Source organism: Rhodococcus sp. Z13, assembly GCF_025837095.1.
Lineage (GTDB): Bacteria > Actinomycetota > Actinomycetes > Mycobacteriales > Mycobacteriaceae > Rhodococcus > Rhodococcus sacchari.
The window spans coordinates 1,581,905-1,605,079 of the sequence record NZ_CP107551.1 but is presented as its reverse complement, the minus strand read 5'-3'; the positions used below and the strand labels follow the sequence as shown (position 1 = coordinate 1,605,079).

At 69.7% G+C, this 23,175-nt stretch carries 21 protein-coding genes and 1 tRNA gene; 7 read left to right on the top strand and 15 right to left on the bottom strand.

What is annotated here, in order from left to right; genetic code table 11:
* Nucleotide 1: 1 nt before the first annotated feature.
* Genes thrC through argS form a run of 4 tightly spaced genes read right to left on the bottom strand, consistent with a single transcriptional unit; the run spans nucleotide 2 to nucleotide 5,485 of the window.
* Entirely contained in the window at nucleotides 2–1,093 is a 1,092-nt protein-coding gene (thrC, locus tag OED52_RS07325; protein ID WP_264153997.1) for a threonine synthase, read from the bottom strand.
* Nucleotides 1,090–2,403: a homoserine dehydrogenase gene (locus OED52_RS07320; RefSeq protein WP_264153996.1), complete on the bottom strand. Its 1,314-nt coding sequence runs from the start codon at nucleotides 2,401–2,403 to the stop codon at nucleotides 1,090–1,092. Before OED52_RS07320 ends, thrC begins: the two co-directional genes overlap by 4 nt.
* A gap of 11 nt (nucleotides 2,404–2,414) precedes the next feature.
* Nucleotides 2,415–3,836: a diaminopimelate decarboxylase gene (gene lysA / locus OED52_RS07315; protein WP_264153995.1), complete on the bottom strand. Its 1,422-nt coding sequence runs from the start codon at nucleotides 3,834–3,836 to the stop codon at nucleotides 2,415–2,417.
* Complete coding sequence (gene argS / locus OED52_RS07310) at nucleotides 3,833–5,485, bottom strand: arginine--tRNA ligase (RefSeq protein ID WP_264153994.1); 1,653 nt, start codon at nucleotides 5,483–5,485, stop codon at nucleotides 3,833–3,835. The genes lysA and argS overlap by 4 nt, the downstream gene beginning before the upstream one ends.
* A gap of 154 nt (nucleotides 5,486–5,639) precedes the next feature.
* Here argS and OED52_RS07305 point away from each other — a divergent pair, with 154 nt between their 5' ends.
* The 3 genes from OED52_RS07305 to OED52_RS07295 all read left to right on the top strand — a co-directional run bounded on the left by OED52_RS07305 (nucleotide 5,640) and on the right by OED52_RS07295 (nucleotide 7,347).
* Complete coding sequence (locus OED52_RS07305) at nucleotides 5,640–6,461, top strand: DUF3105 domain-containing protein (protein ID WP_264153993.1); 822 nt, start codon at nucleotides 5,640–5,642, stop codon at nucleotides 6,459–6,461.
* A gap of 2 nt (nucleotides 6,462–6,463) precedes the next feature.
* Nucleotides 6,464–7,162, top strand: a complete 699-nt coding sequence (locus tag OED52_RS07300) for a DUF305 domain-containing protein (RefSeq protein WP_264153992.1) — start codon at nucleotides 6,464–6,466, stop codon at nucleotides 7,160–7,162.
* 109 nt (nucleotides 7,163–7,271) lie between these two features.
* Nucleotides 7,272–7,347: transfer RNA gene (locus OED52_RS07295), tRNA-Arg, on the top strand.
* A 63-nt stretch (nucleotides 7,348–7,410) separates the two neighbouring features.
* On the opposite strand, the gene OED52_RS07290 is transcribed toward OED52_RS07295, so the two are convergent.
* The 6 genes from OED52_RS07290 to OED52_RS07265 all read right to left on the bottom strand — a co-directional run bounded on the left by OED52_RS07290 (nucleotide 7,411) and on the right by OED52_RS07265 (nucleotide 13,779).
* Nucleotides 7,411–7,791, bottom strand: coding sequence for an SgcJ/EcaC family oxidoreductase (locus tag OED52_RS07290; protein WP_264153991.1), 381 nt, complete (start codon nucleotides 7,789–7,791; stop codon nucleotides 7,411–7,413).
* On the bottom strand, nucleotides 7,788–8,786 hold the full coding sequence (locus OED52_RS07285; protein WP_264153990.1) for an MBL fold metallo-hydrolase: 999 nt from the start codon (nucleotides 8,784–8,786) through the stop codon (nucleotides 7,788–7,790). The genes OED52_RS07290 and OED52_RS07285 overlap by 4 nt, the downstream gene beginning before the upstream one ends.
* A gap of 51 nt (nucleotides 8,787–8,837) precedes the next feature.
* Entirely contained in the window at nucleotides 8,838–9,968 is a 1,131-nt protein-coding gene (locus OED52_RS07280) for a 3'(2'),5'-bisphosphate nucleotidase CysQ (RefSeq protein ID WP_264153989.1), read from the bottom strand.
* Nucleotides 9,965–11,800 (bottom strand): adenylyl-sulfate kinase, encoded by a 1,836-nt coding sequence (gene cysC, locus OED52_RS07275; protein WP_264153988.1) that lies wholly within the window; start codon nucleotides 11,798–11,800, stop codon nucleotides 9,965–9,967. The genes OED52_RS07280 and cysC overlap by 4 nt, the downstream gene beginning before the upstream one ends.
* Nucleotides 11,800–12,732, bottom strand: coding sequence for a sulfate adenylyltransferase subunit CysD (cysD, locus tag OED52_RS07270; RefSeq protein WP_264153987.1), 933 nt, complete (start codon nucleotides 12,730–12,732; stop codon nucleotides 11,800–11,802). The genes cysC and cysD overlap by 1 nt, the downstream gene beginning before the upstream one ends.
* 87 nt (nucleotides 12,733–12,819) lie before the next feature.
* Entirely contained in the window at nucleotides 12,820–13,779 is a 960-nt protein-coding gene (locus OED52_RS07265; RefSeq protein WP_264153986.1) for an IclR family transcriptional regulator, read from the bottom strand.
* Nucleotides 13,780–13,861: 82 nt separating this feature from the next.
* Between OED52_RS07265 and OED52_RS07260 the strand changes: the two genes are divergently transcribed.
* From OED52_RS07260 to OED52_RS07245, 4 genes are all read left to right on the top strand, one after another.
* Nucleotides 13,862–15,028: a hypothetical protein gene (locus tag OED52_RS07260; protein ID WP_264153985.1), complete on the top strand. Its 1,167-nt coding sequence runs from the start codon at nucleotides 13,862–13,864 to the stop codon at nucleotides 15,026–15,028.
* Nucleotides 15,025–15,816, top strand: a complete 792-nt coding sequence (locus tag OED52_RS07255; protein ID WP_264153984.1) for an SDR family oxidoreductase — start codon at nucleotides 15,025–15,027, stop codon at nucleotides 15,814–15,816. The genes OED52_RS07260 and OED52_RS07255 overlap by 4 nt, the downstream gene beginning before the upstream one ends.
* A 13-nt stretch (nucleotides 15,817–15,829) precedes the next feature.
* Nucleotides 15,830–16,978 carry a sulfotransferase family protein gene (locus tag OED52_RS07250; protein ID WP_264153983.1) on the top strand — a complete coding sequence of 383 codons (1,149 nt, stop codon included), beginning with the start codon at nucleotides 15,830–15,832 and terminating at the stop codon, nucleotides 16,976–16,978.
* 109 nt (nucleotides 16,979–17,087) lie between these two features.
* On the top strand, nucleotides 17,088–17,615 hold the full coding sequence (locus OED52_RS07245) for a MarR family winged helix-turn-helix transcriptional regulator (protein ID WP_264153982.1): 528 nt from the start codon (nucleotides 17,088–17,090) through the stop codon (nucleotides 17,613–17,615).
* A 69-nt stretch (nucleotides 17,616–17,684) separates the two neighbouring features.
* Here the strand turns inward: OED52_RS07245 and OED52_RS07240 are convergent, their stop codons facing one another.
* From OED52_RS07240 to OED52_RS07220, 5 genes are read right to left on the bottom strand one after another with little or no spacing between them, the layout of a single operon-like run.
* Nucleotides 17,685–18,461 (bottom strand): enoyl-CoA hydratase, encoded by a 777-nt coding sequence (locus OED52_RS07240; protein ID WP_264153981.1) that lies wholly within the window; start codon nucleotides 18,459–18,461, stop codon nucleotides 17,685–17,687.
* Nucleotides 18,458–19,366 carry a 3-hydroxyisobutyrate dehydrogenase gene (gene mmsB / locus OED52_RS07235; protein ID WP_264153980.1) on the bottom strand — a complete coding sequence of 303 codons (909 nt, stop codon included), beginning with the start codon at nucleotides 19,364–19,366 and terminating at the stop codon, nucleotides 18,458–18,460. The genes OED52_RS07240 and mmsB overlap by 4 nt, the downstream gene beginning before the upstream one ends.
* Entirely contained in the window at nucleotides 19,363–20,427 is a 1,065-nt protein-coding gene (locus tag OED52_RS07230; RefSeq protein ID WP_264153979.1) for an enoyl-CoA hydratase/isomerase family protein, read from the bottom strand. Before OED52_RS07230 ends, mmsB begins: the two co-directional genes overlap by 4 nt.
* Nucleotides 20,424–21,578 carry an acyl-CoA dehydrogenase family protein gene (locus OED52_RS07225; RefSeq protein WP_264153978.1) on the bottom strand — a complete coding sequence of 385 codons (1,155 nt, stop codon included), beginning with the start codon at nucleotides 21,576–21,578 and terminating at the stop codon, nucleotides 20,424–20,426. Before OED52_RS07225 ends, OED52_RS07230 begins: the two co-directional genes overlap by 4 nt.
* A gap of 10 nt (nucleotides 21,579–21,588) precedes the next feature.
* Nucleotides 21,589–23,121 carry a CoA-acylating methylmalonate-semialdehyde dehydrogenase gene (locus OED52_RS07220; protein ID WP_264153977.1) on the bottom strand — a complete coding sequence of 511 codons (1,533 nt, stop codon included), beginning with the start codon at nucleotides 23,119–23,121 and terminating at the stop codon, nucleotides 21,589–21,591.
* Nucleotides 23,122–23,175 lie beyond the last annotated feature (54 nt).

Sequence of the window (23,175 nt, the reverse complement as noted above, 5' to 3'; positions counted from 1 at the left end):
CTCAGGCCAACTCGAGTGCCGAGGCGACCGCAACGGGATCGACCGGGATCGGTTCGACCACGGGCACGTCGCGCAGTGCCGTATCGGGATCCTTCAGACCGTTGCCGGTCACGGTGCACACGACCTTCAGGCCGCGCTCGAGCCAGCCCTCCTTGCTCGCGGCGAGCAGACCCGCGATCGAGGCGGCCGAGGCCGGCTCGACGAAGATCGACTCGGTCTTCGCGAGCAGCCGGTAGGCCTCGAGGATCTCCTCGTCGGTCGCGGCACGGAAGGCGCCGTTCGATTCCTCCTTGGCCGCGACGGCACCGTTCCACGAGGCGGGCGCGCCGATGCGAATGGCGGTGGCGATGGTCTCGGGCTCCTTGACCGGATGACCGAGGACGAGCGGGGCGGCACCGGCGGCCTGGACACCGAGCATGCGCGGGCGGCGCGTGCTCAGGCCGTCGGCGGCGTACTCGCTGTAGCCCTTCCAGTAGGCCGTGATGTTGCCGGCGTTGCCGACCGGGAGGATGTGCACGTCGGGCGCGTCGCCGAGGGCGTCGACGATCTCGAAGGCGGCGGTCTTCTGGCCCTCGATGCGAACCGGGTTGACCGAGTTCACCAGGCCGATGGTGGAGAACTCCGCGGTGGTCTTGCGGGCGAGCTCGAGGCAGTCGTCGAAGTTGCCCTCGACCTGCACGATCTTCGCGCCGTGCATCACGGCCTGGGCCAGCTTGCCCATCGCGATCTTGCCCTGCGGCACCAGCACGGCGCAGCCGATGCCGGCGCGGGCGGCGTAGGCGGCGGCCGAGGCCGAGGTGTTGCCGGTGGAGGCGCACAGCACGGCCTGCTTGCCGGTGGCGAGCGCCTCGGTGACCGCCATGGTCATGCCGCGGTCCTTGAAGGAACCGGTGGGGTTGAGACCCTCGACCTTGATGTGGACCTCGCAGCCGGTGATCTCCGACAGGCGCGGAGCCGGGAGCAGCGGCGTGCCGCCCTCGCGCAGCGTGACCGTCTTCCAGTCGTCACCGATCGGCAGGCGCGAACGGTACGCCTCGATCAGGCCCGGCCACGGCTTGTGCACGGGGGTGGTGTTCTTCTCGGCCGCGCTCATTCGGCGGATCCCTCCAGTCTCAGGACGCTGGTCACAGCGATCACGGATTCGAGCTTGTCGAGCGCTGCGACGGTGTCCGCCAGCGCACGATCGGTTGCCCGGTGTGTCAGAACCACCAGGCGGGCGGCCTCGCCGGCCCCCTCCTGGCGCACGGCGGCGATGCTCACGCCGCGCGTGGCGAACTCGGAGGCCACCGCGGAGAGCACACCGGCCCGGTCGGCGACCTTCAGGTTCACGTAGTAGCGCGTGAGGATGTCGCTCATCGGCGCAACCTCGAGCTGCGCGTACTTCGACTCACGCGGTCCTCGTCCCCCCTGCACGCGGTTGCGTGCGGCCATCACCAGATCGCCCATGACGGCGGACGCGGTGGGCGCGCCACCGGCGCCCTGGCCGTAGAACATGAGGCGACCGGCCGCCTGGGCCTCGACGACGACGGCGTTGAACGCGCCGTTGACGGCGGCGAGTGGGTGCTCGCGGGGCACCAGGGCCGGGTAGACCCGGGCGGAGACGCGGTCGCGGCCGTCCGGGCCGGGCACACGCTCGCACAGGGCGAGCAGCTTGATCGTGCAGTTGAGCGCCCGCGCGGACGTCAGGTCCGCAGCGGTGATCGACGAGATGCCCTCGCAGTACACGTCGGCGGCGGTCACCCGGGTGTGGAAGGCGATCGACGCGAGGATCGCGGCCTTGGCGGCGGCGTCGTGGCCCTCCACGTCGGCGGTCGGGTCGGCCTCCGCGTAACCGAGGCGGCTCGCCTCGGCGAGGGTCTCGGCGTAGTCCGCGCCGGTCTCGTCCATCGCGGACAGGATGTAGTTGGTGGTGCCGTTGACGATGCCGACCACCCGGTCGACGCGGTCGCCGGCGAGCGACTGGGTCAGCGGGCGGATCACCGGGATCGCGCCGGCCACGGCCGCCTCGAAGTAGAGGTCGACGTTGCGGGCCTCGGCGGTCTCGGCGAGTTCGCCGGTGTACGCGGCGAGCAGGGCCTTGTTGGCCGTGACCACGGACTTGCCCGAGTCGAGGGCGGTGCGCACCAGGGTCCGCGGCAGGTCGATGCCGCCGATCAGCTCGACGACGATGTCGACGTCGTCGCGCTTGATGAGCGCCTCGGCGTCCGTCGTGACCAGCTCGGCCGGCAGACCGCGGTCGCGCGAGGCGTCGCGGACGGCGACACCGCGCAGCACCAGCGGCGCCCCGATGCGGGCTTCGAGGTCGGCGGCGTCGTCGCGGATGATCCGCACGACCTCGGCACCGACGGTGCCGTGCCCGAGGACGGCCACACCGACCGGGCGGGGGCCCGATGCATCGGTCACCGTTGCATTGGTCACTCCGAAACCTCCAAGCTGAGCAGATCTTCGACGGTCTCGCGGCGCAGCAGGACGCGCGGGACGCCGTCCTTGACCGCCACGACGGCAGGGCGAGGCAGCAGGTTGTACCTGCTGGACATCGAATAGCAGTATGCACCCGTGGCCGCGACCGCCAGTAAATCACCGGGTGCCAGGTCGGCGGGCATCCAGGCGTCGCGGATGACGATGTCACCGCTCTCGCAGTGCTTGCCCACCACGCGGGAGACCACCGGCTCGGCGTCGCTCACGCGGGAGACGAGGCGCGATTCGTACTCGGCCTGGTACAGGGAGGTGCGGATGTTGTCGCTCATGCCGCCGTCGACGCTGATGTAGCGGCGCGTGTTGCCGGAGCCGACCTCGACGTCCTTGATGGTGCCGACCTCGTAGAGGGTGATCGTTCCCGGTCCGGCGATGGCGCGGCCCGGCTCGACCGCCAGGGTCGGCTCGGGCAGCCCGGCGAGGGCCGACTCGTTGCGGACGATGTCGCCCAGCTTCGCGGCGAGATCCGCGACCGGCGGCGGGTCGTCGCTCGGCACGTAGGAGATGCCGAGGCCACCGCCGAGGTCGACGATGTGCATCTGCGAGGTCTTCTCCACCCCGAACTCGGCGACGATGTCGCGCAGCAGCCCGATCACGCGGTGGGCGGCCAGCTCGAAGCCGTCGACGTCGAAGATCTGCGAGCCGATGTGGCTGTGCAGACCGACGAGCCGGAGGTGGTCGGCGGCGAACACCCGGCGCACGGCCTCCATCGCCTTGCCGCCGGCCAGCGACAGGCCGAACTTCTGGTCCTCGTGCGCGGTGGAGATGAACTCGTGCGTGTGCGCCTCGACACCGACGGTGACGCGGATGAGCACGTCCTGCACGACACCGGCCTCGCGGGCGACCTCGTCGAGGCGGTCGATCTCGGACAGCGAGTCGATGACGATGTGCCCGACACCGGCCTCGACCGCCGTCTTCAGCTCCCGCACGGACTTGTTGTTGCCGTGCATGGCGATCTTCTCGGCCGGGAAACCGGCGTGCAGGGCCACGGCGAGTTCGCCGCCGGAGGCGACGTCGAGGGACAGCCCCTCCTGGTGCACCCAGCGGGCGACCTCCGTGCACAGGAACGCCTTGGAGGCGTAGTGCACCTTCGCGGACGGACCGAACGCCTCGGCGATCTCCCGGCAGCGGGACCGGAAGTCGTCCTCGTCCACGACGAACAGCGGCGTGCCGTACTTCTCGGCGAGGTCGGTGACCGCGACACCCGCGATCCGCAGCACCCCGTCCTCACCGCGGGCGGCGTTGCGCGGCCACACGTGCGGGACGAGTTCGTTGAGGGCCGCGGCGTCGGCGGGACGCACGGGCAGGTTCGGGGCGTGCGGGATCTCCGCGTGACGCGGGCCCGCCGGATGCGCGCTCACATCCGCTCCGGAGCGCTGACGCCGAGCAGACCGAGGCCGTTGGCGAGGACCTGGCGCGCGGCGGCGCACAGGGCCAGACGTGCGGTGTGCAGCGGGCCGGCCTCCTCGTCGCCCTGCGGCAGGATGCGGCAGGCGTCGTAGAAGCGGTGGTAGGTGCCCGCCAGCTCCTCGAGATAGCGCGCGACGCGGTGCGGCTCGCGCAGTTCGGCGGCCTTCGCGAGGACGCGCGGGTACTCGCCGAGAGTGCGGATGAGGTCGCCCTCGCGGTCGTGGGTGAGCAGCGAGAGGTGGGCGCCCTCGGCGGTGAGGCCGAGATCGGCGGCGTTGCGCGCGATCGACGACAGGCGGGCGTGGGCGTACTGGACGTAGTACACCGGGTTCTCGTTGGTGGTGCTCGCCCACAGCTCGAGGTCGATGTCGATGCTCTGGTCGACCGACGAGCGCACGAGCGCGTAGCGGGCGGCGTCGACGCCGATGGCCTCGACGAGGTCGTCGAGGGTGATGACGGTGCCGGCGCGCTTGCTCATCTTCACGGCTTCGCCGCCGCGGACGAGGTTGACCATCTGGCCGATCATGACCTCGACGGTGTCGGGGTCGTCACCGAAGGCGGCCGCCGCGGCCTTCAGGCGGGCGATGTAGCCGTGGTGGTCGGCGCCGAGCATGTAGATGCACAGGTCGAAGCCGCGCGAGCGCTTGTCCTGGAAGTAGGCGATGTCGCCGGCGATGTAGGCGGCGTTGCCGTCGGACTTGATGACGACGCGGTCCTTGTCGTCGCCGTAGTCGGTGCTCTTGAGCCACCAGGCGCCGTCCTCGAAGTAGAGGTTGCCCGATGCCTTGAGGGTCTCGACGGCCTTGTCGACGGCGCCGGACTCGAACAGCGAGTTCTCGTGGAAGTACACGTCGAAGTCGACGCCGAACTCGTGGAGGGTGCGCTTGATGTGCGCGAACATCAACTCGACGCCGATCGAGCGGAACACCTCGTGGCGTTCGGCCTCGGGCAGGTCCAGGGCGTCGGGGCGCTGCTTCAGCACGGCGGCGGCGATGTCGACGATGTAGGCACCGGCGTAACCGTCCTCGGGCGCGGGCTGCCCCTGGGCGGAGGCGATCAGCGACCGGGTGAAGCGGTCGATCTGGGCGCCGTGGTCGTTGAAGTAGTACTCGCGGGTGACCTGCCCGCCGCGGGCGGTGAGGATGCGGCCGAGCGCGTCGCCGACCGCGGCCCAGCGGGTGCCGCCGAGGTGGATCGGGCCGGTGGGGTTGGCGGAGACGAACTCCAGGTTGATCCGGGCGCCGCCGAGATCGTCGCCGCTGCCGTAGGCGTCGCCTTCGTCGAGCACCTTGGCCACGATGGCGCCCTGGGCGTCGGCGGCGAGGCGGATGTTGAGGAAGCCGGGTCCGGCGACCTCGGCGGAGTCGATGCCGTCGGCCGCGGCGAGGGCCTCGGCGATCCAGGTGGCGAGCTCGCGCGGGTTCACGCCGACCTTCTTCGCGACCTGCATGGCGACGTTGGTCGCGTAGTCGCCGTGCTCCGGATTGCGCGGGCGCTCGACGGTGAGGGTCTCGGGAAGAACGGAGGCATCGAGACCACGGTCGGTGAGGACACCGGCAGCGGTTCCACGGAGCAGCTGAGCAAGGTCGGAGGGAGTCACAGGTGTCCATCCTATTGGCTGGTCGATCGCGACGCGGACACTCCCCCTGCGGACGCTCGGCCACATCCCGCGGGTACGGCCGTAGAGTTGGCAGCGAGTGTGCGCCCCACCGGGGCTGCGCCCGTATGTCAACCCGTCGAAAGAGCACCCAGCGATGCCCAGCGGTTCGGTTAGTGGCGGTTCCGGTAACAGCAAGTCCGGAGCCAAGTCGTCGAAGGCCATCCAGGCCGCGAAGAAGAAGAGCGGGGGCGCTCGCGGCGTCCCGCCGCAGCGTCAGATCCCGTGGTTGACGATCGGCGGCGTGGCTGTCGTCGTGATCCTGGTCGCGGTGATCGCCGTGAGCATCATCCCGAAGGCGCAGGACAAGCAGGCGCTGGAGGCCTGGACCCCGTCGGAGTCCAACCAGGACCCCTCGGGCGAGATCGAGGGTGTGCTGAAGATCGACTATCCCGCCGGTGTGCACATCGCTCCCGGGCAGCGTGTCGCCTACGACCAGAGCCCGCCCTTCGGCGGCCCGCACGACTCCGTCTGGGCCACCTGCACCGGTACGGTCTACGCGCAGCCGGTCCGCACCGAGAACATGGTCCACTCCCTCGAGCACGGCGCCGTGTGGATCGCCTACAACCCGGATCTGGTCGACGACGCCGGGGTCGACACCCTCGCCGCGAAGGTCGACGGCCGTACCTACACGATGATGTCGCCCTATCCGGGCCTGGACGCCCCGATCTCGCTGCAGTCGTGGGGCCACCAGCTCAAGGTCGACAGCGCCGACGACGAGCGCATCGACCAGTTCATCGCCGCACTGCGTCTGAACCGGTACACCTACCCGGAGGTCGGTGCGAGCTGCTCGACGATCCCCGGTTCGTTCGACCCGGCGAACCCGCCGGCCTTCGACGCCTCCGATCCCGGCCCCGACGCGGTACCGATGGAGGCGGAGTCCGTCGGTGAGATGCAGCAGGCTCCGGCCGGGAGCTGACGATGAGCGAGAACTCCGGCGAGAACTCCTCGGACAGGTCGCGGTCCCTGCTGGTGCTGCTCGCCGTCGCCGCGGTGGCGGTGGGCTTCCTCGCCGGTTTCGTGGCGCGGCTCCCGTTCGAGGACTCGGCTCCGTCCACTCCCGCCCCGGATTCCGTGGATGTCGGCTTCGCGCAGGACATGATCGTGCACCACGATCAGGCCGTCGAGATGGCGACGATCGCGATCACCAACTCCGACGACGACCGGATCCGCAACATCGCCTACGACATCCTCACCACCCAGCAGAACCAGATCGGGCAGATGCAGGGCTGGCTGTCGCTGTGGGACCGGGCGCTGCTGCCCACCGGTGAGCACATGGTGTGGATGACGGAGTCCGAGGATCACGGTCACGGCGGGCACGACGCGACGATGGGGGCCGAGGGTGCGAGCGGCTCGCACCTCATGCCCGGCATGGCGTCCGCCGAGGACATGGCGGACCTGCGGGCCGCGCGCGGCCCCGAGTTCGACGTGCTATTCCTGCAGCTGATGCTGCGCCACCATCAGGGCGGGCTGCCGATGATGGAGTACGGGCAGCAGTACGCGAGCACCACCGCGGTGCGCGATCTCGCCGGGACGATGGTGGCGACGCAGCAGTCCGAGACGGAGCTGATGACCGGGTTGCTCGCCGAACGCGGCGCCGAACCGCTGCCGATGAACTGAAGCAGCCCGGGAGAGTGGCCGAAAAACCGTCTCTGACCTGCCGATGTGGACTTGAGCGATCTATGCGCTAGGCTAACTCCCGCACCGCTGGTCATCCGGTGGTCCGGATGCCCTCGTAGCTCAGGGGATAGAGCGCTTGCCTCCGGAGCAAGAAGTCGCAGGTTCGAATCCTGCCGAGGGCACCACGAAGGCCCCGCTTCACACGAAGCGGGGCCTTCGGCGTTCCCGGGGTCGGATGCCCTCCCCGTTCAGCTCCCGGCGGTGAGGGGCGTGGGGTCGAAGTAGTCGCGCAGGGCGGCGATCCTGCCGTCCCGGATCTCGAACACCCCGGTGACGGGCAGTTCGACGGTGCGGCCGTTCATGGTGAACACGTCGGTGCGTTCGTTGAGCACGATGTCGCCGGAGACGGCCTGGTGGTGGATGCGGTACTCGATGCCGCCGAACGAGGCGGTGAAGCCGGCGACGTACTCCTCGATCGCGGCGCGGCCGCGGATCGGTTCCATCGGGATGTTGTGGAAGACCGCGTCCTCGGTGAAGAACCCGGCGATCGTGGCGGGGTCGGGATCGGCCCAGGCCCGACAGAACTCGGTGACCAGCTCGTCGGGGCCGCTGTGTTCCGCGGCGCTCATCGGGCCGCCACCCGCGCGAAGCGGGCCGGTTCGGTGCCCGGGATGCGGCGGACGCGTCCGCGTTCGATGAGCTGCCGGATGTGGGCGGACCCTTCGGCCAGCGCCATCCGCTTGCCGTGCAGAGGCGTCTCGTCCCAGGGCCGGTACCAGCGCATACGGGCGGTGGCCTCCCACAGGGTGAGGTCCTCGTCGCCGAAGGCGTCGTAGAGGTCGTCGAGGCGCTGCTCGTGGTGGGCGAGGAGTTCGTCGACCCGGCCCGGCAGGTTCTCGATCTGCTGCCGGTGTGCCGGCAGTGCACGCCGCACGGGCAGCGCCGCGACCGCGCGCAGCGAGTCGAGGTATTCCCCCAGCGCGTCGCGTTGCGGCAGCGGGAAGTCGAACTCGCCGACGTGCGGTGTGGTGGTGGCCAGGACGTGGTCGCCGCTGAACAGCACGCCGTGCTCCTCGAGCAGGAAGCACGCGTGCCCGGCGGTGTGGCCGGGGGTCAGGACGGTGCGCAGCGACCGTCCGGTCAGCGGGATCATCTCGTCGGGGCCGAGTTTGCGGTCCGGCAGCGCGTCGGGCCGGCCGGGTGCGGTGCCGACGGTGGCGAGGAAGGCGTCGATCTCCGTCTCGGGTGCACCGGCGCGGCGCAGCAGCTCGGCCTCCTCCCGGCTGCGGTCCTCGTCGGAGATCATGACCTCGAGGTACGCGAAGTCGGCCTCGTTCATCGCCACCCAGCAGCCGGACGCCTCGCGGATGCGGCCGGTGAGGCCGACGTGGTCGGGGTGGAAGTGGGTGACGACGACGCCTTCGACGTCGGTCACGGACAGGCCGGCGACGGCGAGGCCGTCCTGCAGTGCGGCCCAGGAGGTGTCGTCGTTCCAGCCGACGTCCACGAGCACGACACCGCCCGGGGACTCCATCACGTAGACCTGGGTGTCGCCGACGGGCAGGTCGGCGACCGGGACGGGGACGAGGTGGATCCCGTCCCCGATGTCACGTGCTTCGGTCATATGTGATGCCTCCCAATGGATGTGTGCTTCCGATCGAAGCTACACAAAAGTTCAACTGTTGTCCGGATCCGGTTCGATGATCGCGACGATGGAGCGGATCTCCCCCGCCGGGATGTCGAAGTGCTCGGTGACCGCCACCGACGTCTCGGTGCTCGGCCCCGCTGCGATGTCGAGGACGAACCGCGCGACGACGCTGTGGTGCCACTCGCGGAACCGCAGGTCGCGGATCCGGCGGATCGGCCGGTACTCCGGGCCGTTCTCGAGGCGGTCGCGGATCTCGGAGCCGCTGTCGCCGGTCCGTTCCCCGTTCTCGACCCGCCAGGCGTCGGCCGCGAGCCGCACGTGGGACGCGTCGTGGCTCACCAGGGAGCGGATGTAGGCGCGGGCCATCGCCACCCGGGGGCTGTCGGTCGGCCCGGTGGCGTGCACGGCCAGCGCCGACATCACCTCCGGTGCCCAGTCGGCGCGGCAGATCACCAGATCGGGCAGATAGGGGTGCGGGCGGTTGTACTCCAGTTCGCTGCCGTCGATCCGGGCGCAGTGGAGTCCGGCGGCCTGCGCGACAGCGACCGGGGCCGCGGAGTCCCATTCCCACTGCCCGCCGGCATGGATGTAGGCGTCGGCCTCCCCACGGACCACCGCCATCGCCTTGGCTCCCGCCGAGCCCATGCGGATCAGGTCGGCCCCGAGGTCGCGGGCGAGGCCGAAGACGAACTCCGGGGGCCGGCTGCCGCTGACGACGATGCGAGGACGGCCGCGGGCCGCCCGCGAGGGGGGTGCGGGATCGGCGGTGCTGTGGACGAGGCCGAGGGCGGGCTGGGCGACGGCGGCGGCGGTGAGGCCGCGTCCGGCCTCCCATAGCGCGACGTGGACCGCCCAGTCGACGTGTTCGGGCATGCCGTACTCCTTCGACCCGTCGAGAGGGTCGATGATCCACACCCGCTCGGCGTCGAGCCGGGCGGGATCGTCGGCGGATTCCTCGGAGAGCACCGCGTCGCCGGGGCGTGCGGCGGCCAGCCGTTCGAGGATGTAGGTGTTGGCGGCGTGGTCGCCGCGGCGGCCCAGTTCCCGCCCGGTGAGGGCGTCGCCTTCGATCGCGCGGACGGTGAGCAGCAGTTCACCTGCGCCGGAGGCGGTCTCGGCGGCGAGTCGGGCATCGTCGAGGCGGTCGTCGTGCGTCATGCCCTCAACAATTCCACGATGCGGGCCGCCTGCACGGCAGGCGTGCCGTCGTGGGGATGCAGCACGAGATCGGGCTGCAGGGGCGGCTCGTAGGGGTCGTCGATGCCGGTGAAGCCGGTGATCTCCCCCGCCCGGGCCCGCGCGTACATGCCCTTCGGGTCGCGGGCCTCGCACTCGGTGAGGGGTGTGTCGACGAAGACCTCGAGGAACGGGATCCCGGCCTCCTCGTGCTGCCGCCGGATGCGGTCGCGGTCCTGCCGGTAGGGGCTGATCAGCGCGCAGACGGCGACGAGCCCGGCGTCGGCCATCAGCTGGGCGACCGCGCCGACCCGACGGATGTTCTCCGCGCGGTCCTCGGGGCCGAACCCGAGGTCGGCGTTGAGGCCGTGCCGGAGGTTGTCGCCGTCGAGGCGGTAGGCAGGGATGCCGGCGGCGATCAGTTGCCGTTCGAGTTCGACGGCGAGCGTGGACTTGCCGGAGGCCGACAGCCCGGTGAGCCACACCGTCGCCCCCGTCGTCCCCCGTTCGGCCCGCGACACCGCGGCCGCGTGCCAGACCACCCGGCTGTCCGCCAGCGTGGGACCGGTGATCGTCCCGGCGGCGACGGTGTTGCCGGTGCGCTCGTCGACCAGGACGAAGCTTCCGGTGGTGCGGTTGCGCCGGTAGGGGTCGAACAGCAGCGGCTGCTGCGTGCGCAGCTGCACGCGGCCGATCTCGTTGAACCGGAGGGAGCCGGCGGATTCGTCACGGTGCAGCGTGTCGACGTCGAGGCGGTAGTCCAGCCGGACCACGCGGGCGGAGGTCGAGCGTGTGGTGTGCAGCAGCACGTAGCGGGCGTCGGGTTCGAGTGCGGAGTTCTCGTCGAACCAGCACACCATCGCGTCGATGCCGGTGCCGACGAGCGGGCGGTTGTTGGGGCGGCACAGCATGTCGCCGCGGCCGACGTCGAGGTCGTCGTCGAGCTCGACGCACACCGCTGCTCCGGCGTAGGCGTGATCGAGCGGTGCGCCGCCCGGCCCCCACACCTTCCGCACTTTCGTGCCGAAACCCGAAGGGAGGACGACCACGTCGTCCCCGGGGGCGAATCCGCCCGCGGCGACGGTGCCGGCGTAGCCGCGGAAGTCGCGGTGTTCACCGGCGCCGGGCCGGATAACGTACTGCACCGGCAGGCGCGCGTCGACGAGATTGGTGTCGGAGGCGATGTGGACCTGTTCGAGATGGTGCAGCAGCGAAGTGCCCTCGTACCAGGGCATGTTCGCGGTGCGGGAGACGACGTTGTCGCCGTGCAGCGCCGAGACCGGGACGAAGGCGAGGTCCGGGATGTCGAGTTTCGCCGCGAAATTGCGGAACTCGTCGCAGATCTCGTCGAATCGGCTCTGCGACCAGTCGACGAGGTCCATCTTGTTGATGCACAACACGACGTGCCGTACCCCCAGGAGGGACGCGAGGAAGGCGTGCCGCCGGGTCTGACGGACGATGCCCTTGCGGGCGTCGACGAGGACGAGTGCGAGGTCGGCGGTGGATGCCCCGGTGACCATGTTGCGGGTGTACTGCTCGTGCCCGGGGGTGTCGGCGATGACGAACGAGCGTTGCGGAGTGGCGAAATAGCGGTAGGCGACGTCGATGGTGATGCCCTGTTCGCGTTCGGCGCGCAGACCGTCGGCGAGCAGGGCGAGGTCGGCACGGTCGGCACCGCGGTCGAGGCTCGTGCGGGTCACCGCCTCGAGCTGGTCCTCGAAGACCGCCTTCGAGTCGAACAGCAGGCGGCCGATGAGCGTGGACTTGCCGTCGTCGACACTGCCGGCGGTGGCGATGCGCAGTAGGCGGGACATCAGAAATACCCTTCCCTCTTGCGGTCTTCCATCCCGGTGTCGGAGATGCGGTCGTCGGCGCGGGTCGCGCCCCGTTCGGTGACCCGGCTGGCGGCGACCTCGGCGACCACCTCTTCCACGGTGGCGGCGGCGGATTCGACACAGCCGGTGCAGGTCGCGTCGCCGACGGTGCGGAACCGGACGAGACTCTCGCGGGGTGTCTCCCCCGGCAGCAGGGTGAGGAAACGGGTGTGGGCGAGCAACATTCCGTCGCGTTCGACGACGGGACGCCGGTGCGCGTAGTACAGCGACGGCAGGTCGACGTGCTCGTCGCGGATGTAGCGCCAGATGTCGAGTTCGGTCCAGTCGGACAGCGGGAAGACCCGCATGTGTTCACCACGGCGATGCCGACCGTTGTAGAGCCGCCACACCTCGGGGCGTTGCGCCTTCGGATCCCACTGCCCGAATTCGTCGCGGAGGCTGAAGATGCGCTCCTTCGCGCGGGCCTTCTCCTCGTCGCGGCGGGCTCCGCCGAAGACCGCGTCGAATCCGCCTTCCCGTAACGCGCGCAGGAGGGTTCCGGTCTGCAGCCGGTTGCGGGTGGCGTGCGGCCCGGTCTCCTCGACGGCGCGGCCGGCGTCGATGTCCTCCTGCACGGAGGCGACGATCAGCCGCAGCCCGAGGCGGTCGACGGTGCGGTCGCGGAAGCCGATCACCTCGTCGAAGTTGTGCCCGGTGTCGATGTGCAGCACGGGGAACGGCAGCGGCGCCGGCCAGAACGCCTTGGCGGCGAGGTGGAGCATCACTGCGGAGTCCTTGCCGCCGGAGAACAGCAGGACGGGCCGGGAGAAGGTCGCGGCGACCTCCCGGAAGATGTGGACGGACTCGGCCTCGAGTGCACCGAGCAGCGGGAGTGCGTAGGTCGGTGGTCGTTGCGGCGGCACCGTGGTCATCGTGCCCCTCTCAGCCAGCGCGGTACACATGTGTACCGACGCGGTCGAAGTGTACTCCGCAACAGTAGAACGAGTTTCAATTCCGGGTCAACAGCCGGACCCGGCGACCCCCGATCGCCCCAGCGGCCGGCGTCCACCGAGATCGGTGGTGATGGCGTCCGCGACGGCCACGAGCGCCGTACCGCACCGCTCGACCTCCACCGCGTCGACCTCCCGTTCGAGGTGCAGCGTGAGCACGAGCGACTGGTGCCCGTCGGGATCGTAGGCGGGGGCGGCCACCAGGTTGACCGCCCGCCTCTCCCCCGCAGCGAAGGCCCCGGGCAGCAGTACGCGCTCGCCGGGACTGGCAACCAGTTCCGCGAGCATTTCCCGCATCTCGGGCGCGAGGTCGTGCGCGACCACCCCGGCCATGAGCGCGTAGAGCCGGCGCCCACCGGGAGTGAGGGCCTCGGCGAGGTAACCGGCGCGGCGGCATTCGGTGACGATCCGCCACAGGTCGTCCCGATCGACGGCCACCGGCAGGGTCGGCTCCCGCCGCAGCCACTGCTCGACCCGCTCGTCGGTGTCCCACAGCACGTACATCAGACCCACCGGCGGCGCGAAAGGATACACCTCCCCCACCCGCGCCGCCGAGGCGGCGCCACGTCCACCGACCACGTCGAGTACGGCGATCCGGTCGCCGACCACGGCGGAGGCCGAACACACGGCACCGAACTCGTCGGCGAGCGAGGCCAGGTGCCGGTGGGCGACCGGCCCGGAGGCGAAACCGCGCTGCGCGGCGCGTCCCGCGACGATCAGGGCCGGGCCGAGGCCGTAGGTCTTGTCGACGGGGTCGCGGATCAGATAACCCGCGTCGGTGAGCGCCGTGAGGATGCCCAGGCAGGTGGGTTTGCTCAGGTCGAGTTCCCGCGCCAGTTCCGACAGCCCGAAACGGACGCCGGGGCGCGCCACGAGGTGGTCGAGCACCTGAACGACGCGTTCGGTGGGTGGCGACCGTCGGGCGGTGCCGGAGCCCGTCTCGGTCGTCCCGGTCCCGCGACGACCCATTGACCCTCCCTGGAACACGTTCTACTCTCGGCCCGACAGAAGACTACCGCAGCGGTACACATATGGACCAGAGGAGATCGCAGTGCTCACCGATCCGCTCACCGCGGCGATAGCCGAGGCCGAGAAACTCGTCGCCACCGCCCCGCACATCCGCACCGAGCAGGACCTCGTCGAGGGATACGGATATCTCGCGGGTGGGATCTCCGCGTGCGTCCACTCCACCTTCGCCTACAGCAGGACCCATCCGGTCTTCGTCACCGGCACCGGTCCGTACACCAAGATGGGCCTCGACAATCCCGACACCCTGTACTGGGGTGCGGTACTCCGCGACGACGCCGAGTATCTCGTCACCGGGCGCCGCGGCACGACCTGCGACCTGAGTTTCCAGGTGCTGGCCGGCAACTACACCGACGCCGAGGTCCCCGGCAACGTCACCGCCTTCGACGACCGCGCACTGCGCATCGCCGACGACGGCACCTTCGAGATCCGCTTCGGTCCCGGCCCGGCCGATCCGGAGCGCAACTACTTCACCCTCGCCCCCGGTTCGTCACAGCTGGTGGTTCGCGAGGTCTACAGCGACTGGACCCAGCGTCGTGGCACCCTGAGCATCCACCGGCTCGACACCCTCGGCACCCCCGCACCCGAACCCACCCACGACGACGTCGTCACCCGCTACGAACGGGCCGGACGCGCGCTGGTCTCGCGGGTGAAGACCTGGCTGCAGTTCCCCGAGTGGTTCTATCTGAAGCTTCCGGTGAACACCCTCACCGAACCGCGGCGCACCCCGGGCGGACTCGACACCCAGTACTCGTCGGTCGGACACTTCGAACTCGGCGACGACGAGGCGATGGTGCTGACCGTGCCGGCGAGCGACGCTCCCTATCAGGGCTTCCAGATCGGCAGCCTCTGGTACATCTCCCTGGACTACGTCCACCACCAGACCTCGCTGAACAACGCCCAGGCCCAGGTGGATCCGGACGGGATGGTGCGGATCGTCGTCTCGTCCTGCGATCCGGGGCTGACCAACTGGGTCGAGACGCTCGGCCACAGCCGTGGGATCCTGCAGTTCCGCTGGCAACGGCTCGACCGCGAACTCACCGCCGCCGACGGCCCCACCGCCGAGGTGGTCCCGTTCGACCGCCTCCCCGAGGTCCTGCCCTTCCACGAGTCGAACCGCATCAGCCCCGAGGCCTGGGCGCAGCGCATCGCGGACCGTCAACGGGGCGTCGCCGATCGGATGTTGGCATGAGCGCGCCGGCGGGCCTGCTCCACGACCGGGTGGTGGTGATCTCCGGCGTCGGTCCCGGCCTGGGCCACACCCTCGCACTGCGGTGTGCGGAGCACGGCGCCGACCTGGTGCTCGCCGCCCGCACCCGGGAGCGACTCGAGAAGGTCGCCGCGGAGGTCGAGGCCACGGGCCGACGGGCGCTGGCGGTGCCGACCGACATCACCGACGACGAGTCCGCGGCCGCTCTCGCCGATCGCGCCACGGCCGAGTTCGGCCGTGTCGACGTGCTCGTCAACAACGCCTTCTCGGTTCCGTCGATGAAACCGTTGGCGCGCACCGACTTCCAGCAGATCCGGGACAGTGTCGAGCTGACCGTCCTCGGCGCCCTACGACTGACCCAGCTGTTCACCCCCGCCCTTGCCGACACGAAGGGCGCGGTGGTCAACATCAACTCGATGGTGCTGCGGCACTCCCAGGAGCGTTACGGCAGTTACAAACTCGCCAAGTCGGCACTGCTGTCGTTGTCACGGTCCCTGGCCACCGAGCTGGGGCCGCAGGGAATCCGTGTCAACTCCGTTGCGCCCGGATATATCTGGGGACCGATCCTGCGGAGCTACTTCGAGCACCAGGCCGGCAAGTACGGCACCACCGTCGAGCAGATCTACGAACACACTGCCGCCGCTTCGGATCTGAAGCGGCTCCCGACCACCGAGGAGATCGCGGATGCGGTGATCTTCCTGGCCTCCCCGATGGCTTCGGCGATCACGGGCCAGTGCCTCGACGTCAACTGCGGCGAATACCACCACTGAACGGGACGAGTACATGAACGAACGCACCACCGTCGGCACCGTCGAGGATCTGCACGACTCCGCGATCCGGATGACGGGCCTGACCGATTTCGGCGACGACGACTACCGCGAGGCCCTCGGAGTTCTGCTCGACTCCTACGCGCGGGACGAGGAACTCACCCCGCTGGGCAGCAAGATGTCGCGGGTCTTCCTTCGTGGTGCCCTGGTGGCGCGTCTGCTGTCCGAATCCGCGTGGGCCGCTCACCCCGAGCATGCAGACGTCCCGATCAGCAGGCCGATCTTCGTCACCGGTCTCCCCCGTACCGGTACCACGGCCCTGCACCGCCTGCTCGCCGCCGATCCCGCCCACCAGGGCCTGGAGATGTGGCTGACGGAGATGCCGCAGCCACGCCCGCCACGCGAGACCTGGTCGGAGAACCCGGTGTTCGCGGGTATCGAGGCCGGTTTCGCGCAGCACCACGTCGAGCACCCGGAATTCATGGGCGTGCACTACATGTCGGCGGGTGAGGTCGAGGAGTGCTGGCAGCTGTTGCGTCAGTCCTTCCGGTCGATCTCCTACGAGTGCCTGGCGCACCTGCCCACCTACTCGCAGTGGCTCGCCGGGCAGGACTGGACCGCGGCGTACGCCCGGCACCGGAGGAATTTGCAGCTCATCGGGTTGCCCGACGCCGACAAGCGGTGGGTGCTGAAGAATCCCAGCCACCTGTTCGCGCTGGACGAGCTGCTCACGGTGTACCCGGACGCGATCGTGATCGTGACGCACCGCGATCCGCGCACCGTGATCGGCTCGGTGTGCAGTCTCGCCGCGCAGGCCACCGAGGGATGGTCCGAGAAGTTCGTCGGCGAGACCATCGGCCGCAGTCAGCTGGACCTGTGGGCACGGGGTTTCGAGCACTTCACCGAGGCCCGCCGCCGGCACGATCCCACACGGTTCGCCGATGTGGACTACCGCGACTTCGTCGCCGATCCGATCGGGACGGTCGGTGCCCTCTACGACCGGTTCGGGCTGCCCTTCACCGCCGACGCCGAGCGGGCGATGACGGCCCTGCACGACGAGAGCCGCAACGGGCCGCGTCGCCCGGCCCACCGGTACACGCTGGAGGAGTTCGGCTTGACCGAGCAGGAGGTCGACGAGAGGTTCCCGTCCTACGCGCACCGCTGACTCCGCGGAGAACCACCGACACCACGGAACGGGCACTTCCTCGGGACAAAGACACGACGGACCGGTGTGCCCTGCCTACCTGCGGGTTCCCGCATGGGATGATGGAGGCATGCCCGCGCCACTTCCCCTCGATCCCATCGCCGAAGCCCACCGCCAGTGGACCGCACACGGCTGGGGCGAAGTCGCCGACGGCATGGCCGCGGTGACCTCGGTGATGCGGGCCCAGCAGATCATGATGGCGCGGGTCGAGGAGGTGCTCAAGCCGTTCGGTCTGACCTTCGCCCGCTACGAACTGCTCATGCTGCTGCACTTCACGAGATCGGGTGCGCTGCCGATGGCGAAGGCCAGTGCGCGACTGCAGGTGCATCCCACCAGTGTGACCAACGCGGTGGACCGGCTCGAGAAGGCCGGGCTGGTGCGGCGCACCCCGCATCCGAGCGACCGGCGGGCCACGCTCGTCGAACTCACCGACGCGGGACGGGCTCTGGCGATCCAGGCCACCGAGAAGCTCAACGCCGAGGTCTTCGCGCGTCCCGGTATCCCCGGTGAGCACATCGACACCCTGCTGCGCATCCTCGCGACGATGCGGCACGACGCCGGCGACTTCGACACCGGGGGCGCCCCTTCCAAGTGGTGAGGCACGAGCACGTGCGAAAACGACGGCGGGCCACCCCGATTCGGGGCGGCCCGCGTGTCGTTCGGAGGATCAGGCGTGCTTGAACTGCGGAGCGCGCTTCTCCACGAACGCCGCCATGCCTTCCTTCTGGTCGGCGGTGGCGAACGTCGAATGGAACACGCGCCGTTCGAACTTCACGCCCTCGGCGAGGGTGGTCTCGAAGGAGCGGTTGACTGCCTCCTTGGCCATGATCGCGACCGGCAGCGACATCGACGCGATGGTCGCGGCGGTCTCGAGGGCCACGTCGAGCAGTTCCGCGGCGGGAACGATCCGCGAGACGAGCCCGGCGCGTTCGGCTTCCTCGGCGTCCATGTTGCGGCCGGTCAGGACCATGTCCATGGCCTTGGACTTGCCCACGGCGCGGGTGAGGCGCTGGGAGCCGCCGATGCCGGGGATGACACCGAGCTTGATCTCGGGCTGACCGAACTTGGCGGTGTCGGACGCGATGATGAAGTCGCAGAGCATCGCGAGTTCGCAACCGCCACCGAGCGCGTAGCCGGACACCGCGGCGATGATCGGCGTGCGGACGGACGAGAGCCGATCCCACTGCGAGAACAGGTCTTCCGCGTACACCTCGGCGAAGGACTTGGGCGCCATCTCCTTGATGTCGGCGCCGGCGGCGAAGGCCTTCTCGGAACCCGTGATGACGATCGCGCCGATCGAGTCGTCCGCGTCGAGTTCCTCGACGGCGGCGACGACCTCACGCATCAGCTGGCTGTTGAGCGCGTTGAGCGCCTTGGGCCGGTTGAGGGTGACGATGCCGACGCGGTCCTTGCGGTCGAGCAGGATGGTCTCGAAATCGGTCACTTGCTGTCCTTCGCGGTCGAACGGTCACGGATGTCGGTGATGATGGCGGAGAAGTCGAGTCCCCCACCACCCTCGGTGTTGAACCGATGGTAGATCTCGGCCGCACGCAGTCCGAGTTCGGCCTCGACACCGTTCGACCGCACCGCGTTGGCGGCAAGTCCGAGATCCTTGTCCATCAGCGCCGTCGCGAAGCCCGGCTGGTAGTCGTTGTTCGCGGGCGTGGTGGGCACCGGACCCGGCACCGGGCAGTTGCTCGTGAGCGCCCAGCACTGGCCCGATGCGTTGGAGGCGACGTCGAACAGCGCCTGGTTGTCGAGACCCAGTTTCTCGCCGAGCACGAACGCCTCGCTGATCGCGATCATCGAGATGCCCAGGATCATGTTGTTGCAGATCTTCGCGGCCTGGCCGTTGCCCGACCCGCCGCAGTGCACGATCTTGCGGCCCATGGCCTCGAGCAGCGGCTTCGCGGTCGCGAAGTCCTCCTCGCTGCCCCCGACCATGAAGGCGAGGGTGCCGGCGGCGGCACCGGCGACACCACCGGAGACCGGGGCGTCGACCGCGCGGTGACCGGCCGCGTGTGCCTTCTCGGCCGCGGTGCGGGCGTCGGCGACGTCGATGGTCGAGCTGTCGACGAACAGGGTGTCCGGCTTCGCGGCGGGCAGGATCTCGTCGTAGAGGTCGAGGACGAGCTTGCCGTTGGGCAGCATGGTGATCACGACGTCGGCGTCACGGACCGCGTCGACGGCCGCGGTCTCGACGGTGATGCCGTTCTTCGTGGCCTCCTCCTGCGCCGCGGGCACGGGATCGTAGCCGTGGACGGTGTAGCCGGCGCGGACCAGGTTCGCGGCCATGGGCCCACCCATGTGGCCGAGGCCGAGGAAGGCGACGGTGGGAAGTGCACTCATCGGTCGTTCTCCTTGGGAGCGGCGAGCCCGAGTTCGAGATCGCCGAGCGGCTGGAAGTAGGCGTCGACGTCGGCGGTGGTGACGTCGGCGAGGGTCGCGGGCGACCACTTCGGGTTGCGGTCCTTGTCGACGACCTGCGCGCGGATGCCCTCGACGAGGTCGTGCGACTTCAGCGAGGCGGTGGAGACGCGGAACTCCTCGTTCAGCACCTCCTCGAGGCTGCCGAGTTCGCGGGCGGCGCGCAGCGACCGCAGGGTCACCTTGAGCGCGACCGGCGACTTGGAGAGCACCTGCTCGGCGGTCTCCCGTGCCTCGGGGACGTCGGAGGACTGCAGGCGCTCGACGATCTCCTCGACGGTGTCGGCCGAGTAGGCCGCGTCGATCCACTCGCGCTGGGCGAGCAGCGTCGACTCCGGTGCCGGCCGGGTGTACTCCGCGAGGGCGTCCTCGACGGAACCGGATTCGAGTGCGGCGACGAACTTGTCGAGCGACTCGGACGGCACGTAGTGGTCGGCGAAGCCGAGGGCGATCGCGTCGCCCGCCTTCATCCGCCCGGTGGTCAGGGCGATGTGGGTGCCGAGCTCACCGGGGGTGCGGGAGAGCAGGTAGGTGCCGCCCACGTCGGGGATGAACCCGATGCCGGTCTCGGGCATGGCGATGCTCGACCGCTCGGTGACGATGCGGACGTTGCCGTGCGCCGAGATGCCCACGCCGCCGCCCATGACGATGCCGTCCATGATCGCGATGTAGGGCTTCGGGTAGCGACCGATGGCGGCGTTGAGGATGTACTCGTCGCGCCAGAAGTCCTGCGAGCCCGTGCCGCCGTCCTTGGCGTCGTGGTAGATCGAGACGATGTCGCCGCCGGCGCACAGGCCGCGTTCACCGGCGCCGCGGACGAGGACGGCGCGCACCGAGTCGTCGTTCTCCCACGCGCTCAGGGCCTTGGACATCTCGAGGACCATCGCGTGGTTGAGTGCGTTGATGGCCTTGGGCCGGTTGAGCGTGATGCGGCCGAGGCCGTCCTTGACGTCGATGAGGATCTCGGGTTCCTGCCCGGTCATGCCGCTCCGTTCTGCGCTGCGGCCACCACGCTCCGCGCGACGACCACCCGCATGATCTCGTTGGTTCCTTCCAGAATCTGATGCACGCGCAGGTCGCGCACGATCTTCTCGATCCCGTACTCGGCAAGGTAACCGTAGCCACCGTGCAGCTGCAGCGCCTCGTTCGCGACGCGGAAGCCCGCGTCGGTGGCGAACCGCTTCGCCATGGCGCACAGCTCCACGACGTCGTCGGTGCCGCGGTCGAGGGCGTCGGCCGCGCGCCACAGCAGGGTGCGGGCCGCCTCGAGGTCGATGCGCATGTCGGCGAGGCGGAACTGCAGGGCCTGCGAGTCGAGCAGGCGTTCGCCGAAGGCCTTGCGCTCGGCAAGATAGGCGACCGTGCGGTCGAGGGCGGTCTGGCCGCCGCCGACCGAGCAGGCGGCGATGTTGATGCGCCCGCCGTTGAGGCCGTGCATCGCGATGCGGAAGCCGCCGCCCTCGGTGCCGAGGAGGTTCGCCGCCGGCACACGTGCCCCTTCGAGGATCACCTGCCGGGTGGGCTGGGCGTTCCAGCCCATCTTCTTCTCGTTGGCGCCGAAGGACAGCCCGGGGGTGTCCTTCGGGACGATGAACGCGGAGATGCCCCGCGCACCGGTGTCGCCGGTGCGGGCCATGATCACGTACACGTCGGAGCTGCCGGCACCGGAGATGAACTGCTTGACACCGGTGAGGACGTACTCGTCACCGTCGCGGACGGCCTTGGTGCTCAGGGCCGCCGCGTCGGAGCCGGCGCCCGGCTCGGTGAGGCAGTAGCTGGCCAGGTGCTCCATCGAACACAGCTTCGGCACCCACTGCTTGCGCTGGTCGTCGTTGCCGAACTTGTCGATCATCCACGTGACCATGTTGTGGATGGAGATGTAGGCGGCCACGGACGGGCAACCCTTGGCGAGTTCCTCGAAGATGCGGACGGAGTCGAGACGGCGCAGTCCCGATCCGCCCACGTCCTCGCTGACGTAGATCCCGCCCATGCCGAGTTCGGCGGCCTTGCGCAGCACGTCCACCGGGAAGTGCTTGTTCTGGTCCCACTCCACCGCGTTGGGGACCAGGTACTCGTTGGCGAAGTCCCGGGCGGTGTCGCGGATCGCCCGGTCGTCGTCGGAGAGGATGAACATCGACGACCGCCTAGTCCATCGTCGGGATGACGAAGTGGTCGGTGTCGGCGACGTGGGCACCCTCGAGGTCGCCTTCCTTGACACCGGAGGGCCAGCGCTGCGTGACCGTCTTGGTCTTGGTGTAGAAGCGGAAGGCGTCGGGGCCGTGCTGGTTGAGGTCGCCGAAGCCGGAGGCCTTCCAGCCACCGAAGGTGTAGTAGGCGATCGGCACCGGGATCGGGACGTTGACGCCGACCATGCCGACCTGGACGCGGGAGACGAAGTCGCGGGCGGTGTCGCCGTCGCGGGTGAAGATCGCCACGCCGTTGCCGTACTCGTGCTCGGTGGGCAGGCGCAGGGCGTGCTCGTAGTCGCGGGCGCGCACGACCGACAGGACGGGACCGAAGATCTCGTCGGTGTAGATCGACATGTCGGTGGTGACCTTGTCGAACAGGGTCGCGCCGGAGAAGAAGCCGTTCTCGTGGCCCTCGAGCACGAAATCGCGTCCGTCGACGACGAGTTCGGCGCCCTCCTCGATGCCCTTGGCGATGTAGTCGTGGACGCGGTCGCGGGCGGCGGCGGTCACGAGCGGGCCGAAGTCGGCCTTCTCGTCGAAGCTGGTGCCGATGCGCAGGTCGGCGATGCGCTCGACGAGCTTGGCGACGAGGCGGTCGGCGGTCTCCTCACCGACGGGCACGGCGACGGACAGCGCCATGCAGCGCTCGCCTGCCGAGCCGTAGGCCGCACCGACGAGAGCGTCGGCGACCTGGTCGAGGTCGGCGTCGGGCATGATGATCGCGTGGTTCTTCGCGCCGCCGAAGCACTGCGCGCGCTTGCCGTTCTTCGCGGCCGTCTCGTAGATGTACTGCGCGATCGGGGTGGAGCCGACGAAGCCGATCGCCTTGATGCGCCGGTCGTCGAGCAGGACGTCGACGGACTCCTTGTCGCCGTTGACGACGTTGAACACACCGGCGGGCAGGCCGGCCTCGAGGAACAGCTCGGCCAGGCGCAGCGGGACGGAGGGGTCGCGCTCGGAAGGCTTGAGCACGAAGGCGTTACCGCAGGCGAGGGCCGGGGCGGCTTTCCACAACGGGATCATCGCCGGGAAGTTGAACGGGGTGATGCCGGCGACGACGCCGAGCGGCTGCCGCATCGAGTAGACGTCGATGCCGGTGCCGGCGGACTCGGTGTACTCGCCCTTGAGCAGGTGCGGGGCGCCGAGGGCGACCTCGACGACCTCGAGGCCGCGCTGGATGTCACCCTTGGCGTCGGGGATGGTCTTGCCGTGCTCGCTCGACAGCAGGCGGGCGAGCTCGTCCATGTTGTCCTGCGCGAGCTGCAGGAAACGCATCAGCACGCGGACGCGCTTCTGCGGGTTCCACGAGGCCCATTCCTTCTGCGCCTCTTCAGCATTGGCGATGGCGGCCTCGACCTCGGCGCGGGTGGCGAGCGGGACGCGCGCCTGGACCTCGCCGGTGTTGGGGTCGAAGACGTCGGCGAAGCGGCCGGAGGTGCCGGCGACGTGCTGTCCGCCGACGAAGTGGGTGAGTTCTCGAACGCTCATGTCCGAACCCGTCCTTTGCTGGAGTGCGGTCTGTGTACAGATGGGCGTACGGGC

What these genes read in the sequence shown, in the direction of transcription:
- OED52_RS07250 (WP_264153983.1), top strand. Translation starts at nt 15,830, where the DNA reads ATGAACGAACGCACCACCGTCGGCACCGTCGAGGATCTGCACGACTCC.
- OED52_RS07230 (WP_264153979.1), bottom strand. Translation starts at nt 20,427, where the DNA reads ATGACCGGGCAGGAACCCGAGATCCTCATCGACGTCAAGGACGGCCTC.
- cysD (WP_264153987.1), bottom strand. Translation starts at nt 12,732, where the DNA reads ATGACCACGGTGCCGCCGCAACGACCACCGACCTACGCACTCCCGCTG.
- OED52_RS07255 (WP_264153984.1), top strand. Translation starts at nt 15,025, where the DNA reads ATGAGCGCGCCGGCGGGCCTGCTCCACGACCGGGTGGTGGTGATCTCC.
- OED52_RS07290 (WP_264153991.1), bottom strand. Translation starts at nt 7,791, where the DNA reads ATGAGCGCCGCGGAACACAGCGGCCCCGACGAGCTGGTCACCGAGTTC.
- OED52_RS07265 (WP_264153986.1), bottom strand. Translation starts at nt 13,779, where the DNA reads ATGGGTCGTCGCGGGACCGGGACGACCGAGACGGGCTCCGGCACCGCC.
- OED52_RS07300 (WP_264153992.1), top strand. Translation starts at nt 6,464, where the DNA reads ATGAGCGAGAACTCCGGCGAGAACTCCTCGGACAGGTCGCGGTCCCTG.
- thrC (WP_264153997.1), bottom strand. Translation starts at nt 1,093, where the DNA reads ATGAGCGCGGCCGAGAAGAACACCACCCCCGTGCACAAGCCGTGGCCG.
- OED52_RS07280 (WP_264153989.1), bottom strand. Translation starts at nt 9,968, where the DNA reads ATGACGCACGACGACCGCCTCGACGATGCCCGACTCGCCGCCGAGACC.
- OED52_RS07225 (WP_264153978.1), bottom strand. Translation starts at nt 21,578, where the DNA reads ATGTTCATCCTCTCCGACGACGACCGGGCGATCCGCGACACCGCCCGG.
- OED52_RS07245 (WP_264153982.1), top strand. Translation starts at nt 17,088, where the DNA reads ATGCCCGCGCCACTTCCCCTCGATCCCATCGCCGAAGCCCACCGCCAG.
- mmsB (WP_264153980.1), bottom strand. Translation starts at nt 19,366, where the DNA reads ATGAGTGCACTTCCCACCGTCGCCTTCCTCGGCCTCGGCCACATGGGT.
- OED52_RS07305 (WP_264153993.1), top strand. Translation starts at nt 5,640, where the DNA reads ATGCCCAGCGGTTCGGTTAGTGGCGGTTCCGGTAACAGCAAGTCCGGA.
- OED52_RS07285 (WP_264153990.1), bottom strand. Translation starts at nt 8,786, where the DNA reads ATGACCGAAGCACGTGACATCGGGGACGGGATCCACCTCGTCCCCGTC.
- cysC (WP_264153988.1), bottom strand. Translation starts at nt 11,800, where the DNA reads ATGTCCCGCCTACTGCGCATCGCCACCGCCGGCAGTGTCGACGACGGC.
- OED52_RS07220 (WP_264153977.1), bottom strand. Translation starts at nt 23,121, where the DNA reads ATGAGCGTTCGAGAACTCACCCACTTCGTCGGCGGACAGCACGTCGCC.